The 16601-nt window shown below is 46.3% G+C and carries 15 protein-coding genes and 1 pseudogene; all 16 read left to right on the top strand.

Annotation, left to right across the window (positions count from 1 at the left end; all coding sequences use genetic code 11):
• The first annotated feature begins 32 nt into the window (after positions 1-32).
• Positions 33-878, top strand: a complete 846-nt coding sequence (locus tag R7Q48_RS19940; RefSeq protein ID WP_104979765.1) for an ExeA family protein — start codon at positions 33-35, stop codon at positions 876-878.
• A complete protein-coding gene (locus R7Q48_RS19945; protein WP_318132418.1) occupies positions 875-1969 on the top strand; it encodes a tetratricopeptide repeat protein in 1095 nt (364 codons plus the stop codon). The genes R7Q48_RS19940 and R7Q48_RS19945 overlap by 4 nt, the downstream gene beginning before the upstream one ends.
• Positions 1966-3690 carry a GspE/PulE family protein gene (locus R7Q48_RS19950; RefSeq protein ID WP_005381188.1) on the top strand — a complete coding sequence of 575 codons (1725 nt, stop codon included), beginning with the start codon at positions 1966-1968 and terminating at the stop codon, positions 3688-3690. Before R7Q48_RS19945 ends, R7Q48_RS19950 begins: the two co-directional genes overlap by 4 nt.
• Positions 3691-3698: 8 nt before the next feature.
• The gene (locus R7Q48_RS19955) at positions 3699-4922 is read left to right on the top strand and encodes a type II secretion system F family protein (RefSeq protein ID WP_005381186.1); all 1224 of its coding nucleotides are present in this window, start codon (positions 3699-3701) and stop codon (positions 4920-4922) included.
• A 3-nt stretch (positions 4923-4925) separates the two neighbouring features.
• Entirely contained in the window at positions 4926-5387 is a 462-nt protein-coding gene (locus tag R7Q48_RS19960; RefSeq protein WP_031781206.1) for a hypothetical protein, read from the top strand.
• Between the two features lie 291 nt (positions 5388-5678).
• Complete coding sequence (locus R7Q48_RS19965) at positions 5679-6152, top strand: type II secretion system protein (RefSeq protein WP_115386317.1); 474 nt, start codon at positions 5679-5681, stop codon at positions 6150-6152.
• 68 nt (positions 6153-6220) lie between these two features.
• A pseudogene (locus R7Q48_RS19970) lies at positions 6221-6405 on the top strand (Tfp pilus assembly protein FimT/FimU).
• A gap of 163 nt (positions 6406-6568) precedes the next feature.
• A complete protein-coding gene (locus tag R7Q48_RS19975; protein ID WP_318132419.1) occupies positions 6569-7048 on the top strand; it encodes an MSHA biogenesis protein MshC in 480 nt (159 codons plus the stop codon).
• The gene (locus R7Q48_RS19980; RefSeq protein WP_318132420.1) at positions 7045-7626 is read left to right on the top strand and encodes a type II secretion system protein; all 582 of its coding nucleotides are present in this window, start codon (positions 7045-7047) and stop codon (positions 7624-7626) included. Before R7Q48_RS19975 ends, R7Q48_RS19980 begins: the two co-directional genes overlap by 4 nt.
• Positions 7626-8339 (top strand): PilW family protein, encoded by a 714-nt coding sequence (locus R7Q48_RS19985; RefSeq protein ID WP_318132421.1) that lies wholly within the window; start codon positions 7626-7628, stop codon positions 8337-8339. The genes R7Q48_RS19980 and R7Q48_RS19985 overlap by 1 nt, the downstream gene beginning before the upstream one ends.
• A complete protein-coding gene (locus R7Q48_RS19990; RefSeq protein ID WP_262656762.1) occupies positions 8329-8763 on the top strand; it encodes an MSHA biogenesis protein MshP in 435 nt (144 codons plus the stop codon). The genes R7Q48_RS19985 and R7Q48_RS19990 overlap by 11 nt, the downstream gene beginning before the upstream one ends.
• Positions 8764-8767: 4 nt before the next feature.
• A complete protein-coding gene (locus R7Q48_RS19995; RefSeq protein ID WP_154205005.1) occupies positions 8768-13294 on the top strand; it encodes a DUF6701 domain-containing protein in 4527 nt (1508 codons plus the stop codon).
• Between the two features lie 151 nt (positions 13295-13445).
• On the top strand, positions 13446-14489 hold the full coding sequence (locus R7Q48_RS20000) for a rod shape-determining protein (protein ID WP_005381144.1): 1044 nt from the start codon (positions 13446-13448) through the stop codon (positions 14487-14489).
• Positions 14490-14639: 150 nt separating this feature from the next.
• Complete coding sequence (gene mreC / locus R7Q48_RS20005) at positions 14640-15536, top strand: rod shape-determining protein MreC (RefSeq protein ID WP_064354324.1); 897 nt, start codon at positions 14640-14642, stop codon at positions 15534-15536.
• On the top strand, positions 15526-16014 hold the full coding sequence (mreD, locus tag R7Q48_RS20010) for a rod shape-determining protein MreD (RefSeq protein ID WP_005381141.1): 489 nt from the start codon (positions 15526-15528) through the stop codon (positions 16012-16014). Before mreC ends, mreD begins: the two co-directional genes overlap by 11 nt.
• Positions 16015-16018: 4 nt before the next feature.
• Positions 16019-16588, top strand: coding sequence for a Maf family protein (locus R7Q48_RS20015; protein ID WP_005381139.1), 570 nt, complete (start codon positions 16019-16021; stop codon positions 16586-16588).
• The last annotated feature ends 13 nt before the right edge of the window (positions 16589-16601 follow it).

The following is a 16601-nucleotide window of genomic DNA, read 5'->3' on the forward strand; positions in this document are numbered from 1 at the left end:
GTTCTGTTTTTCAATAGGTTTGTGATTCGAGTATGTACTTGTCACACTTTGGGTTCCGAGTTCAGCCTTTTTCGTTAACCCCAAATACAGAAATGTTCTTGGGGTTAGTCCCTCACTATGAGGCGATCCAAACCATCCTAGCCGCCGTGCAAATGGGAGAAGGGGTGATTAAGGTGACGGGAGAAGTCGGCACTGGAAAAACCATGGTATGCCGTAAGCTGATCGAGCAGATTGAATCTGAAGTTGAGCTTATTTACTTACCCAATCCAGTGTTGAATGGGGAACAGTTGCAGTTTGCTGTCGCCAGAGAGTTAGGTATCGAGAACGATGATCCGCTGCGCATCGTTTCCCTCATTCAAGAGCACTTGATTCAAGTACATGCCTTGGGAAAGAAAACCGTCTTGATCGTTGATGAAGCGCAAGTTCTTTCCCCACAAGCTTTAGAAACATTGCGTCTATTTGGCAACCTAGAAACGGAACAAGATAAGCTCATTCAATTGGTGTTATTCGGACAACCTGAGTTGGATGAAAGATTGGCTAACCATGAGCTAAGGCAGTTTCGTCAACGCATTACGTTTAGCTGCCAGTTACGTCCTCTCTCTATCGATGAAGGCGTGGCTTACATCAATAATCGTTTAGATAAAGCAGGCAATGGGGCGCACATTTTTTCTATTGAACAGAAAAAAGCGATTTGGCGTTCATCCATGGGGATTCCGCGCTTGATAAACCAAATTAGCCACAAGTCGTTGCTTGCTGCATTTAATGAGCGTTGCACACTATTGAAAAATCATCACGTTTACGCCGCTATGCACGATACGTTTGATGCCCGTAAACCTAAGTTTAAAACACCCGTATTTTGGGGATGGAGTCAACCTTGAGTGCCATCAATAAAGCATTATCAGAACTTGCTGAAAAAACATCGCCGTCAGAGCTTACTCGTGCGGAGATTCCAAGTGTCTCACGTAGTAAACCTTGGCTTTGGCTTGTCGCCGGTTTTTCGTTAAGCCTTGCGGTTGGTAGCTGGGCGGTCTCTCGCGGTCCTGTCCCTTCAGGCGAGCTATCACAGTTTCAAACCGACGCTATGCCACTGTCGTCTGTGAATGTCTCACCAATTGTTTCATCGGAGCGCACTCACTCGCCAACGAGTAAAATGACGCCCGATACAACTCAAGTGGTTTACACTAAACCAACCACACAGCCGGTAGCGCAACAGCTTCACATGCAAGAGACTGATAGGTTCACGCCAAGAGCTGAGATAAATATCGCCTCTGAAGATGCAGTTTTACTCGCGCAGTTAGCAACGATGCCGAGCGAGGAACAATCTAATCACGTAACCCGCACGACATCAGAAAACAGCTCAATGCGTATTGAGCAGGTTGAGCTTACACATCGTCAGCTTTCTCTTAAGGCAGTTAGTCGAGCGGAAAAAGCACTCGATGCTAACGATATGCAAACAGCGTTGTCGGCTTATGCCGAGGCGTTGCGTTATGAGCCAATGAATGCAGACACGCGTCAAAAGTTATCAGCGTTGTACTTTGGTAAAGGTGACACGCGTAAAGCATATGAGATTATTCAAGAAGGCATTAACCTAGATACGAACAACCAAGTACTTCGCTTGGCCTTGTCTAAGTTGTTAGTGAAAGCTAATCAACCTGAAGCGGCGCTGAGCCCGCTTGTTCATTTGCCTCCAGTACCAAGTCGAGATTACTTGGCGATGCGTGCGGCATTGGCACAAAAACACAAGCAAAATGACATTGCGCTTGAGAGCTATCAACTCCTCACTCAGCGTGAACCGGAAAACGCGCGCTGGTGGTTAGGTTTAGCGATTCAACAAGAGCGTGCCCTGGCTTTTACTACCGCGATCAACTCTTACAACCAAGCTCTGGGTAAAGTTGGCATTTCGAATCAATCGCAAGCATTTATCCGTGACCGTTTGAGCATCTTGAAAGAGTTGGAGAGCGCACAATGAAAATTCAGTTGAGAAAACGCTTGGGCGATCTTCTGGTAGAGGAAGGTATCGTCTCTGAAGAACAAATCCAGCAAGCACTAAACGCACAACGCAGTACCGGGCAGAAGCTAGGGGATGCGTTAATTGACCTTGGTTTTATTACCGAAAAGCAGATGTTGGACTTCTTGTCTCAGCAGCTTGGCTTGCCACTGATCGATCTTGGTCGTGCGCCTGTGGATGCCGAAGCCGTGCAGATTCTACCTGAGGTACACGCACGTCGCTTACGTGCGATGGTCGTTGCTCGAAATGGGGACACACTGCGCGTTGCTATGAGTGACCCTGCGGACTTGTTCATCCAAGAATCATTGATGAACTTGTTAGGTCAATACAACCTTGAGTTCATTGTGGCTTCAGAGCGTCAGCTTATTTCAAGCTTTGACCGTTATTACCGCCGTACTAAAGAGATCGCCTCCTTTGCTGAGCAGCTGCATGAAGAGCATAAAGATGTACAAAGCTTTGATTACGGTATTGATGAGGCCGACAGTGAAGAGGTTACCGTTGTAAAGCTGGTTAATTCCATGTTTGAGGATGCGGTACAGGTTGGAGCTTCGGATATTCATATTGAGCCAGACGATCAAGTATTGCGTTTGCGCCAGCGTATTGATGGCGTATTGCATGAAACGCTCTTAAATGAAGTAAACATTGCATCGGCTTTGGTTCTTCGACTGAAGTTGATGGCACACCTAGATATTTCTGAAAAGCGCTTGCCACAAGATGGCCGATTCAATATCAAAGTTCGTGGGCAATCAATTGATATTCGTATGTCGACGTTACCAACGCAGTACGGAGAATCTGTGGTAATGCGTCTGCTTAACCAGTCCGCTGGTTTGCGTCCGTTAGAAGAGTCGGGCTTGCCGCCAGACTTGCTTGCTCGCTTACGTCGACAGTTGGCGCGTCCGCACGGCATGATTTTGGTTACCGGGCCGACAGGTTCCGGTAAAACCACCACGCTTTACGGTGCATTGAGTGAGCTCAACGAACCTGGGAAAAAGATCATTACAGCAGAGGATCCGGTTGAATATCGTCTGCCTCGCATCACTCAGGTACAGGTTAACAGTAAGATCGATCTAACTTTCTCGCGTGTTCTTAGAACCTTTTTACGTCAAGACCCAGACATCATTCTTGTTGGTGAGATGCGTGATCAAGAGACGGTAGAAATTGGTCTGCGAGCTGCATTAACGGGTCACTTAGTATTGAGTACTCTCCACACCAACGATGCTGTCGACAGTGCGTTACGTATGATCGATATGGGTGCGCCGGGGTACTTGGTTGCTAGTGCAGTCAGAGCCGTGGTGGCGCAGCGTCTTGTGCGCCGAGTTTGCCCTGATTGTAAAACAGAAGACCACTTAGATGAGTCTCGCCAGCAGTGGTTAGCTGGGCGTTTCCCAAATCAAGTTAGCACCATTTTTTATAAAGGCGCAGGTTGCCAAAACTGTAACTTGACTGGTTATCGAGGCCGGATCGGTGTGTTTGAAATGCTCGAACTTGAGCAAGAGATGATGGATAAATTGCGCGCCAATGATGCGGTTGGCTTTGCGCAAGCCGCGCGCCGCTCAGAAAACTATAAGCCACTGCTTGCTTCTGCAATGGAACTGGCGCTACAAGGCACCGTCAGTTTGGATGAAGTGATGACCCTAGGTGAGGGTGATGCTTCTGGTAAGACTGATCCCATTTTCATATAGGTAAGTGAATGCCAACTTTTCGTTATCAAGGTCGCACGCTAGACGGCTCATCCACTAACGGCAAAATCGAAGCAGTGAACTCAGAAGCTGCGGCGGAAGCATTGATGAACAAAGGGGTCATCCCGCTCAATGTACGGTTAGAGAAAGAGTCGGCAAAAAGCCAAGTGAGCTTGTCTAAGCTGTTTGTGCCTGCTATTCCGTTGGAAGTAATTATTCTTTTCTCTCGTCAGTTGTTTAGTTTGACTAAAGCTGGCGTACCTTTGCTGCGCTCTATGCGTGGCTTGTTGCAAAATTGCGAAAACAAACAGCTCAAAGAGGCGCTAGAAGATGTCGTTTCTGAACTGAGTAATGGCCGAGGTTTGTCTTCTGCGATGCAGCAACACAGTAAAGTATTCAGCCCACTGTTCGTTTCTATGATCAACGTCGGTGAGAATACGGGTCGGCTTGACCAAGCGCTATTGCAACTGGCGAATTACTACGAACAGGAACTTGAGACTCGCAAACGCATTAAAGCGGCGATGCGTTATCCAACGTTTGTCATTATCTTTATCACCATCGCCATGTTTGTATTGAATATCTTGGTGATCCCTGAGTTTGCATCGATGTTCACGCGCTTTGGTGTTGAGCTACCATTGCCGACGCGTATTTTGATCGCGACTTCTAATTTCTTTGTTAATTATTGGGTGTTGCTGGTTGTGGCAATGATTGGCGCGTTTACGGTGTTCAGAGCGTGGGTGGCGACGGCTGATGGTCGGGAGAAGTTCGATAAGTTTCGGCTTCGGCTGCCAATTGTAGGCGATATCGTTAATCGTGCGCAGCTTTCTCGTTTTGCCAGAACCTTTTCGTTGATGCTGAAATCAGGTGTGCCACTTAACCAGTCTTTGGCTTTGGCCGGGGAAGCCTTAGGGAACCGTTTTTTAGAAAACCGAATTCTTGAGATGAAGTCCGCAATTGAAGCGGGTAGCACCATTTCAGTGACGGCCATCAACAGTAAAATATTCACCCCATTGGTGATTCAGATGATTGCAGTAGGTGAAGAAACTGGTCGTATTGATGAGTTGCTGCTGGAGGTGTCGGACTTTTACGATCGAGAAGTCGATTACGATCTAAAAACGCTGACCGCAAGAATAGAACCATTACTTTTGGTGATTGTCGCAGGCATGGTCATGGTGCTGGCATTGGGTATCTTCTTACCAATGTGGGGAATGCTCGACATCATCAAAGGCGGCTAATAGGTGGTTGAAAATCAAAGCCGAGCAACGCTTATTGTGTTTGGGGTTATTGCTACGATTATGGCGGTGGGTTTGGCGGTCAAATTACGTCCTGTTACCGAGCAAGCACAAGTAACTGGAGCGAAGTTAGCGAGAGTTTGGATGCAAGACAGTGTTCAGCGTTATCGTCAAGCTTGGCTAGTACAAGGCGAGCCAGAACATATGCTGATGGATGGTTTTAACCTTACTATGACTGAGGACGGGTTAGTGTCTCCCTTTACTCAGCAAGGTGTATTAGATTGTGGTTATTGGCTAGCGGTGCATTACCCCCAACGTAAAATAATGACCAACAAGTTAATAGATATCAGTGGAGCCATCAAAACTGATCGTTATGTCTGTCACTACACTTATGAAAATGGTCAGTCGATTGTAGTTATCTCAACTGCTAATCAACTGAAAATAGACGTCGAAATGTCGGCGGAGTGAATTTTTTGACACCTAAGCACTATAATTGGTAATGAAAGTCGGTATAATGCAATCATTACCATAAGTAACAGGCTGTAATAGTGGGTAAACAATAATGTGTTTTTCTCATTGCAGCATGAACTGAATAATGGCGAATCGTCATTCTGCTCAAGCGGTAGATACAGTATCCACTTCACGGTCAGTTTTAGTGAACGTTGCTGCCCCAAACCGTTTTGACAATATCCAAAATGGTCGCGTGACCTAAACGAAACTTTGCAGTTGTACTGCATGCTTACATAGAGAGAGTAAACAATGAAAAGACAAGGTGGTTTCACCCTTATCGAATTGGTAGTGGTAATTGTAATCCTAGGTATTCTAGCGGTAACTGCAGCACCACGTTTCCTTAACCTACAAGATGATGCTCGAGCTTCTGCACTTCAAGGTCTGAAAGGCGCGATTGATGGGGCTTCAGGCATTGTATATGGTAAGGCAGCAATCAAGAGCCAAGAAACTGGTGAAAATGGAGCGATTAGTGTTGCTGGCTCAACTTTACAGCTGGATTATGGTTACCCTGAAGCAACTACAGAGGCTCTTAAGCTAGCGGTCGATGGTATTGATTCTGGAGACTGGGAGCTTATTGCAGACAATAGCGATAAAGATCCTGCAAACATGGTATACGGCATTAAAGGCTACAGTAAGAGCTGTGTTAGATACACTGCTGCTACAGGTGATAACACTCCAGCGAAAACTGAGATTGTTGCTAGTTCTGCAGTATGTACTAAGTAATACATTGATAAAAGGCCAGCTAGTCTGGCCTTTATCTCTCTACTTTGGTGAATTTCGGAATAGTTCATATGCGTAAATCATCGGGTCTTAGTGCAATAGAGTTTGTAGTTGTGCTGATGATCTTAGGTGTGTCGGTTATGTGGTATTACCAAGATTTATCAGCTTTGAGCCAGAAACTTACGAAGCGAAGTGGGAGAAAACTAAGCAGACCGCAGAGCATGTTTCTGAGACGCTGAGCAATAAAGAAACTTAAGATCGAATAGAAGAAGAGATTGGCCGTTCAAAAGGGCAAAATAACTAGATATTGGTCATTTGTTCGTCTGTTCACATTTCGAATCGAAAAATTATAAACCTATCATTAATCTCATAATATCATCGTATACTTATCTCGCCTGTTCTAAGCCTAAGGTTGGGTTATGAAAATTCGCAGCTCTGCATTAGGGTTCACGTTAATGGAGTTAATCCTCATGATTGTTCTCCTCTCTATCCTTTCACTTTTTGCAGCCAGCCGTTTTATGGGCTCTGGCAGTTTCTCTGCATATGCATTACAAGAACGCGTGATTTCTGTAATTCGCCAAGTGCAGGTGAATCGTATGCAGTCGAATGTTGCAAGTCCGGATAACAACTTTCGTTTGCTAGTTTCTAGCTCATGTGTTGGTTCAGTTGCTGCCTGCGCACTAACAGGCAGTGTACAAGATGCTCGTAGTGATGTGGTTATCGATAAGTCCGCAAATTTTTCTGTTATCAGCGGTGCCGCAAATACAGTTAATTTTAACCTTCTCGGCAATCCTGTAAGCGGTGCTGTAAACATCTTAATTGAAGATAAACATGGTCGAAGCCGCTGCCAAGTTGAAATTAATTCTCAAGGTTATGTTTCTAAAGGTACATGCTCATGAAGAAATCTAGTGGCATGACTTTAATAGAAATGATCATCGCGATTGTTTTAATGGGCATTGCGATGGTGGCGTTTACTTCTTTTCTTGTCCCTCAAATTCGAGACTCAGCTATACCTCATTATCAAACCCGCGCGGCCGCATTAGGCCAAGGTTTCATGTCTCAGATATTGGCGCGAGGCTTCGATGAAAACAGCGACTTTGATGGTGGCACCGTTCGGTGTGGTGAGAATGGAGTGAGCTGCACTGACGTAAATAAATTAGGTGCGGATAAAAAACTAGACGGTTCCTTGGAAACAACGCCTAGTGATTTCAATGATGTCGATGACTATATCGGGTGTTGGAGCACATCTACAACGGTTTCTCAGTGTGATGGTATCCCTAGAGGGAATATTAGTGATGTACTTGGTGCGGACAGTACTGAGCAGTACAAAAACTTTAGATTAGAAATTAGCGTTGCCTATGATGATCTGACGGATAAAGCTCCCGATGAAATAACCGAATACAAAAAAGTAACATTAAGGATTTTTGCGGGGAACACGCAGCCCCTTACTTTAACAGCTATTAAGGGGAACTACTGATGAAAGATCGTGGTTTCACCTTAATGGAAATGATAGTTACGATTGTGGTCGGCAGCTTCATCATGTTGGGGATAGCTGGGTATGTCCAGTTAGGAATGAAAGGTTACGCTGATACTATCGATCGCCAACGAATACAAACACAGGCTCAGTTTGTTTTAGAAAAGATGACGCGTGAAATCCGCCATGCTGTACCTAATAGTTTTCATGTGCCAAAAGGAACAACTAATTGTCTAGAGTTTGTGCCGATTGAATATTCTGGTTTTTACATGTTTAAGAATAACGACTTAGAGTTTTTGCTAGGTAATGACTCAACGCTTAATCCTATTCCTGCGAATCGCAGGATGGTGATAAATCCGAGCCGATATGAAGATTTACAATCAACTTCTTCGCGAAATATAGCCATTGGTGGTTTAGCTAAAACAGGTAAGGTTTTTGTTGTTAGTGGGGGGGCAAGTACGATTACGGGATCCTCTGTTTCTAGCCGTCTTTATATTTATCAAGAGAAGTCGGAGATTCGCTACTGTTTTGATACCAAGCGAGTTACGCGAAATGGTATTACGGTTGCGGATAGTGTCGATACGTCCGTAAGTGGTATGCGTTATCTAGAGCCAACTCTGCAACGAGGTGGTTTAGTTCATATCAATTTAGAGTTTGAGCAGGATGGTGAACGTAGTGTGTATCAACAAGATGTGCAGGTGCTCAATGTCCCATAGAAGAAACTCCAGCGGAAATGTACTAATCATCGTGTTGTTCGTCATTATTGTAATGGGATATTTGGCTTCCTCTTTAATGAAAGTGACATGGTCGAATCAAAGCGGATTAACAAGAGAGTTTTTGGGAACAAAAGCTTGGTTTGTTGCTCAGTCTGCAAATGAGTGGGCACTGACCAAGATGTATCCGTTAAATGCCAGTACAACAGATATCGCGGCCGTATGCAGTGGGGAGGTCAGCGGTGCCATTCCGCCGGTAGCTGTGGGAAGTAGGTGCGAGGTTAATGCGATGGCATGTACAAATATAGGTACTTTCAATGAGGGTGCCCCTGACGCTGAATCTCTTTTTAAGGTGCAGGCCACGGCAACGTGTGGTTCTGGAGTTATACAGGTACAGCGTCAGCAAGAGGTTTGGGTAAAGGATTAGAATAATGAAAAAGACCATACTATTTTTAATTTCGCTATCACTGTCTGCCTTTTCATACGCGGATACCTGGCAAGCTACGGAGTCTTGTTCGGTCCATCTAAAAGAGTCATTTTCGGTCGAAGCTAATTACCAGGTGGCAGTGAGTGATGGCGTTATTTACTTGAAAAAGCAGGGAAAGGGCAACGTCACTCTCTATCCGCTCTGGTCCGTTGAAAACTACTCCCGCAGCTCTTACCGAGGAATATTCCATGAGCAGGACCTGGAACCCGGCCAGAAGTACGTAGTTCGTATTGAATATGATAACGTTACGAAGCACGGGCATACGTATACGGCGGATTTGGCTTATCTGCTTTATAAAGAAGGCTTGCTTATAAAAGAAGTTGCTGCTAAAGGCCAATCTTTTTCACAAGTTTCAGATAGCGCTGACGTTTTGTTTGAAATCGGTAATGGGTTATCTGATTTAGATTGTGAGCCTGGGGCAAGGCCTACTCCTCCCATCCCTCCAGCATCAAGCTTTGCTGTACCGGATCACGTGTGTCAACTTTTCCCTGAGCCTGTCCAAGGCTGGCAGCAGGAAGAAAGCAAACTGATTGTGACTAATTCAACTGTCAGGGCGTTGGGCTGGTCTGACGAATATCTGGCGGACAGCCGCAACTTCTACACCTACAAACAGAACTGGGACAGCGGCAGCGAGTGGCGCAACCTGCGCGTGGGCTTTGATAGCGGTGAGCAGGCCTCACAGTTGTACAAGGACAAAACCCCTTATATCTGTAATAACGAGTTTGGCTGTTTCCCGAAAGATGGTTTGGCGGGAGATGGCAGTTTGGCGGGTGGTGATGGCCTGACAGAGCGACGCAAAGCGGAAAAACCGAGTGCTCTGAACGCAACCTTTAACGCCACTAAACAACAGGTTATTCGTACGAATCCAAGTGCAAAAAAATACTATGGCAAGGTTTGTGGTAATGGTTCAGATGTTTGTAGTTACCAAGAATTCGGCGATCGCGTTGTCATCAGCTTGAAGCGCGACCTTAAACGACTAAAGATTATTGAAAGTGCAAACAGTCAAAAGGTTGAGCTGAAGATCGCTGGTGAACGCAAAATAGAAGAGTTGGTTTACGAGTCTAAGTCCAATCTCTCACTATATTTGGCCGATAACACCAACCTGACAGTGAAAACTTTCAAAAATTTAGGCGCCAAGCCGAAGCTGATTTTTGGTAGCAACGTTACCTGGAATGTGGTGGGTACGAATCAGACGCCCGGCTCGTATGCCGGCAACAATGCTGATTTTAAACTCGAAGATGCCTATTTTGATTACCGTACCACACAAAGTGATTTGGTATTGCCGGTGATCTATGGGCCACAGGCGAGTGTGCATTTCAAAACCACCACGTCACAACAGTTTAAAGGCTTTATTCTTGCCAAGAGCCTGGTGCTGGATACCGGCGAACAAATTTATGGTGCAGTCACAAGCCGTTGGCTTGATATGCGAGGCTCAACTCAAGTTGTCAAACCGGACTATCCGCAGCCGTGCTGGACGCCTCCTCAGCCTAAGCAGTGTAAGCCATTACCACCCGAAAACTTCGATAACGGCAGCCTGGCCAACTGGTCAGTGATGGGTTTTGAAAGCAGTACCCAGCCGCAGACGAACAATGGGCGTTTCAGGCTGAATGAAAGTATACGTCGTCAGGCCACGGCGTCGGCCTACAATTATGTCTTTCCATCGGCACAAAACTATTTGCAGATTGAGTTTGATCATTACGCCTTTGGTGGTGATGGTGCTGATGGTATAGCTCTGGTGCTGTCGGATGCCAATGTGCTGCCGAAAACCGGTGCCTTTGGCGGCCCGCTGGGCTACGGGATGAAGCTGCAGAAAAACCACAGCGAAGAAGTGACTAAAGACATTGAAGGCTTTGCTGGAGGTTGGCTAGGAATCGGTCTTGATGAATACGGTAACTATTATCGTACTGGTGGAGAGGTTGTTGATAAATATTCACCACGAAAACAGAACTTGATAGGTGTTCGTGGTCCCGGCTACACGGACTCAAATGGTCAGTGGCTTAAGGGCTATAAATACATTAAGGGCTATGAACCTAGTCGAAAAGATCTGCCAGTTGAAGATATTGATGGTCCCCGCAGTGGCTTACATAAATACAGAATCGTGCTCAACTCACGTGAGTCAGGTAAATATTATCTCACGGTCGAAAGAAAAATAGATACAGGAGAATGGAAAACACTAATCGAGAAGTTTGATGTACTTCAGCAGGGCAGCTTTAATACGGTGCCAGAGAACTTCCGCCTTTCTGTCACCGCATCAACCGGTTGGTCGACCAATACTCATGAGATTGATAACTTCCAGGTTTGTGCCGATGAGGCCATCCCACTGACCGAAGGCATCCACCACTTTGAGTTTGATTATTCGGGCTCAGGCAGCACTTGTCAGGCCTCTCAAGTGGAGCTGCGAGCGTGCATGAATGCGGACTGTAGCAAGCGCTATCCGCGCGACGCATACAATAACGGGATGCTTAAGCCACTCAATGTGACGCTGACGCCTTCGGCGGGGCATGACATTGCTAACTGGGTCGGTGGTACACAGGTAACTGTTCAAAACCAGAAGGAATTAGCGCTACAGGCTTCGGAATCTGGCACTATTACCATGGGCGTGGCCAGCAGCTCGGTACCGCAGTTTGGTTTTGAAGGTGCACGCTGTCGTATTAATGGCGGCGAGCTCTTGGCAGAGAACTGTGAGGTGACTTTCGTTAAGAATGTTTTAGCGGTCAACGTGGCCGATGTGGTGGCCAACCGCCAGAGCCAGGGTGAGGATCACTTGTCGTTCTGTTCTGCTCAGGCAGATGCGGACGGTGAGTCGCGCAACGTGAGAATGTCGATGGCGTATGAAGTTGCACCGGTTGATAAAACTCAGTCGGTGTCGATCTGGTACAAGAGAAAGGTCGGCAACAACACGGTCGACTGGACAAGTGAGCCAACTTTACTTAAGACACAAAGTACAGTGTTGAATAATGTGTATTTTGACTCGCAGGGCAAGGCGTACTTTAAAATTAAGTATCCGGAAGCAGGTAAAGTGAAGCTCAATGCGAGCGTCGATGGTGTGGGCGATTCTGCTGGCTTTGCCAGCTTTGTCAGCTTCCCTGAGTATCTGAAGCTAACAGCAACCAAAGCGGATAAAAACGGTACCTGCACCAAGGCCATTTCTGGCTGTAGCAACAGTTTTGTTGCCGCTGGTGAGTTGTTTGACCTGACCGTGACCGCCTATCAGGCGGCGGATGAAAATACAGAAAAGGTCGCCAAAAACTACCAGGAGCCGGCCATTACCATCGCCAACAGCGTGAAATACCCGGCTGAGGGGGCGTCAGCCACGCTGTTGAATACCTCATTGCCGGAGGGGAGCAAATGGGCCAATGGTAAGGTGATGCTGCCGCAGTCGGTCTCGGAAGTCGGCGCATTTGAATTTAGCGTAGCTGCACCAGTTGCGAGTGATGAAAACGGCAAACCGCTGGGTACCTCAAGCTATTTAGGTAGTAGCGCGTTCAAAATTAAGGATGCAATAGCGACAATAGGTCGCTTCTATCCGGCTTACTTTAACGTTACGGAAACCAACTGGGACTATCCGGATAACCAGGGCGAGTCGGCCTACATGGGGCAGGCTTTCGATTCGGTAAGCTTTGCTGTGACCGCCTATAATGCCAGTGGCGGCGCGACACAAAACTACGGTTTGTTTGCTAGTGGATTAAAAGCCGATTTCTATCTGTCCGGTGAACATTCGGATCGCTTGAATATCGCGAATGCGGATCTCGGCGATAAAAACTGGAGCGGCGCGGTGTGGCGTAAGCAGTGGGATAATTCGGTTCAATGGAGCAAACCAATTTTGCCCGATGGGCCGTTTAACTCGAAAGTGGTGGCGGACAAATCTACCAGTACCACGATTAGCCTATCACTGAGCAATTCTGGTGGTAAAACCAGTAGCTATGTTGACCCGACATTATTCAGGTTTAAAAGTAGCGTTAACGGCAATGAACAATTGACTACCAGCGTGGCACAAGTGTTGCTGGCACAACCTGATATCCGGCTTGGTCGTGTAGACCTAGATGATGTTGGTGGAAATCAGGGGACGACCTTACATATTCCTCTAAGAATCGAATACTGGAATGGTAGCCGCTTTATCGCCAACCCTAATGACAATCAAACCGATGTGAAAGGTGTCACTGCCGCTGAAACGCATATTTGGCCAACAGGTGCTGGAGCCACTCCCAAAGCAGTCACGTTAGGAGCTGGTGGAGAAGTTGCTTCAGGTTCTTCTCGCTCTATTACTGCAACTCAAGCTGAACCATATCGCCAGCAAACGCGCGTTTGGTTAGATCTTGATGATTCAAAAAATGGCTTACCTTGGCTCAAGTACAACTGGGACAATAAGAAAGCTGGTGAAGAAAACCCATCCTCCGTCGTCACCTTTGGTATTCACCGTGGTAATGACCGTGTGATTTACCGTGGTGAGCCAGGGTTAACCGGACAGTAACAACTTAGGTTTTTGCCCTTAAGTTAGGAAACTGCAAGAAATTGAGGCTTTCTGCTCATGTTTGTGTACCAATACCTTGCTGTGACAGCGAGGCATTGGTACATTTAGAGCAATTTTTGTCTTCTATATTTTTGCAGGATGAGCGAAGAGTATGTTTAAGAAACTTCGTGGCATGTTTTCTAACGATCTATCTATCGATTTAGGTACAGCCAACACTCTAATTTACGTAAAAGGGCAAGGAATTGTCCTTGATGAACCTTCTGTAGTTGCTATTCGTCAAGATCGTGTAGGTTCTGCAAAAAGCGTTGCTGCAGTCGGTCACGCAGCAAAACAGATGCTTGGTCGTACACCTGGCAACATTTCCGCTATTCGCCCAATGAAAGATGGCGTAATCGCTGACTTCTACGTAACCGAAAAAATGCTTCAGCACTTTATCAAGCAAGTGCACGATAACAGCATCCTAAAGCCAAGCCCACGTGTTCTTGTTTGTGTTCCTTGTGGTTCTACCCAAGTTGAGCGTCGCGCAATTCGTGAATCAGCACTTGGTGCTGGTGCGCGTGAAGTTTACCTAATCGACGAGCCAATGGCGGCGGCAATTGGTGCTGGTTTACGCGTATCTGAGCCGACAGGTTCAATGGTGGTCGATATCGGTGGTGGTACAACTGAAGTTGCCGTTATCTCTCTAAACGGTGTGGTTTACTCATCGTCTGTGCGTATCGGTGGTGACCGCTTTGATGAAGCAGTGATCAACTACGTACGTCGTAACTACGGCAGCTTGATTGGTGAAGCAACGGCTGAAAAGATCAAACACGAAATCGGTTCTGCTTACCCTGGTGATGAAGTTCAAGAGATTGAAGTTCGCGGTCGTAACCTTGCAGAGGGTGTACCACGCAGCTTTAGCTTGAACTCAAACGAGATCCTAGAAGCGCTTCAAGAGCCGCTATCTGGCATCGTATCAGCAGTCATGGTTGCACTAGAACAGTGTCCACCAGAGCTTGCTTCAGACATTTCTGAAAACGGTATGGTACTAACCGGTGGTGGTGCACTACTTAAAGACCTAGACCGTTTACTAATGGAAGAAACTGGTATTCCTGTGGTTATCGCGGAAGATCCACTAACGTGTGTTGCGCGTGGTGGCGGTAAAGCACTAGAAATGATCGACATGCACGGTGGCGATCTGTTCTCTGAAGAATAAAGGTTTAGGTGAAGCTCATGTCGGGCTTCACCTTCATTTCTGCTCTCTCTGTAATTCAAACATGCTCCATACCTAAAAGTATTTAGTTAAGTATTTTTAGGTTGCCAAGTAAGGCTCAATAATCATGGAAGCAATCAGGTCAAAAACAAGATGAAACCGATTTTCGGCAGAGGTCCGTCTCTGCAATTACGTCTGTTTTTTGCTGTCATCGTGTCGGCGAGCTTAATGCTGGCCGATAGTCGTCTAGATACGTTTTCCAACGTTCGATACCTACTAAACAGTATGGTTGCACCGATTCAGTACGCAGCGAATTTGCCTCGTAGTATGTTCGATGGCGTATTTGAACGTTTTAATTCTCATCAGGCATTAGTTGAAGGCAATCGCAGCTTAAAGCGAGAAGTGTTACGCCTGAAAAGCGAGCTTATCTTGCTCGACCAATATAAAGAAGAAAACCAACGCCTACGTAAGTTGTTGGGATCTTCATTTGTCCGTGATGAAAAGAAAGTCGTGACAGAAGTAATGGCGGTTGATACTTCACCTTATCGTCATCAAGTGGTGATCGATAAAGGCCGTATTGATGGTGTTTACGTTGGTCAGCCTGTTATCAACGAGAAAGGCATCGTTGGTCAGGTTACGTTTGTCGCAGCGCACAACGCACGTGTTCTGCTGCTAACGGACGCGAAAAATGCAATTCCTGTCCAGGTGATCCGCAATGATATCCGAGTGATCGCATCGGGCAATGGTGAAATGGATGAAATCCAACTGGAGCACATTCCAACCAGCACAGATATTCAGGTTGGTGATTTATTGGTGACATCCGGTTTAGGTGGTATTTACCCTGAGGGATACCCAGTCGCGACGGTTACCAATGTGGATCACGATACGCGTCAAGAGTTCGCTTCAATCAAGGCTGGGCCGGTTGTGGAGTTTGATCGCTTACGCTACCTACTGCTGATTTGGCCGAATGAAGACCGTCAACACAAAGTACTGCGGTCCAATGTAGATGAAGGGTTAGAGCAAGAACAAGAGGTAACCGATGGCCAATAATGTATTGAGCAGCCGAATGGTGATTGGCGTCAGTTTCTTCGTTGCGCTGGTACTGCAAACCATTCCATGGCCAGGTGTGTTAGATGTGTTACGCCCTTCATGGTTGTTCCTTGTTACGTGTTATTGGGTGTTGGCACTACCGCACCGAGTGAACGTCGGAACTGCGCTAGTGTTGGGCTTATTGTGGGATATCTTGATCGGCTCAACGCTTGGAATTCGTGGCATGATGATGTCGATCGTTATCTACCTCGTGGCGCTGAATTTCCTGTTGATTCGTAACATGGCTTTGTGGCAACAGTCGATTTTAATTGCCTTTTTTACTGCGTTATTAGAAGTTTTGATATTCTGTGGGGAATATTTGAACCAGGACGTAGTATTTAATCCATTATCTCTGTGGACGGCGGCAATAAACTGTATACTTTGGCCATGGATGTTTTTATTAATGCGACGAGTTCGTCGTGCATGGCACGTAAGGTAAAGCGGTGAAGAAAAGCTTATCTCTCGTTCTCGCATCGGGTTCTCCGAGAAGAAAAGAGCTGCTTGCTCAACTGGGTTATGATTTTGAGATCGTATTGCCTGATATTGAGGAAGCCAAACAGGCTCATGAGCAAGCACGAGATTACGTGTTGCGTCTTTCTTTGGAAAAAGCTCAGGCAGGCTTAGCGTTGGCTAAGCCTGATTCCGTTGTATTGGGCTCTGATACGGTCGTAGTATGCGATGACCGTGTGCTAGAAAAACCAAAAAGTTTTGAAGATTCAAAGCGTATGCTTACTGACTTATCGGGTCGTCGTCATCAAGTGATGACTGCGGTGAGCGTTGTATCATCGGAACAACAACATTCTGTGGTCGTTACCACTGACGTGTGGTTCAAACCACTGACTCACGAAGAAATCGAACAATATTGGCAGTCAGGAGAGCCATGCGATAAAGCTGGAAGTTATGGTATTCAGGGACTCGGAGGGCGATTTGTCACCCGAATCGAAGGCAGTTATCACGCTGTAGTAGGCTTACCTTTGTTCGAAACCGATCAGCTAATTCAAGAATTTTTATAATTGTTTTGAGGTG

This window comes from Vibrio sp. 378 (assembly GCF_033339435.1).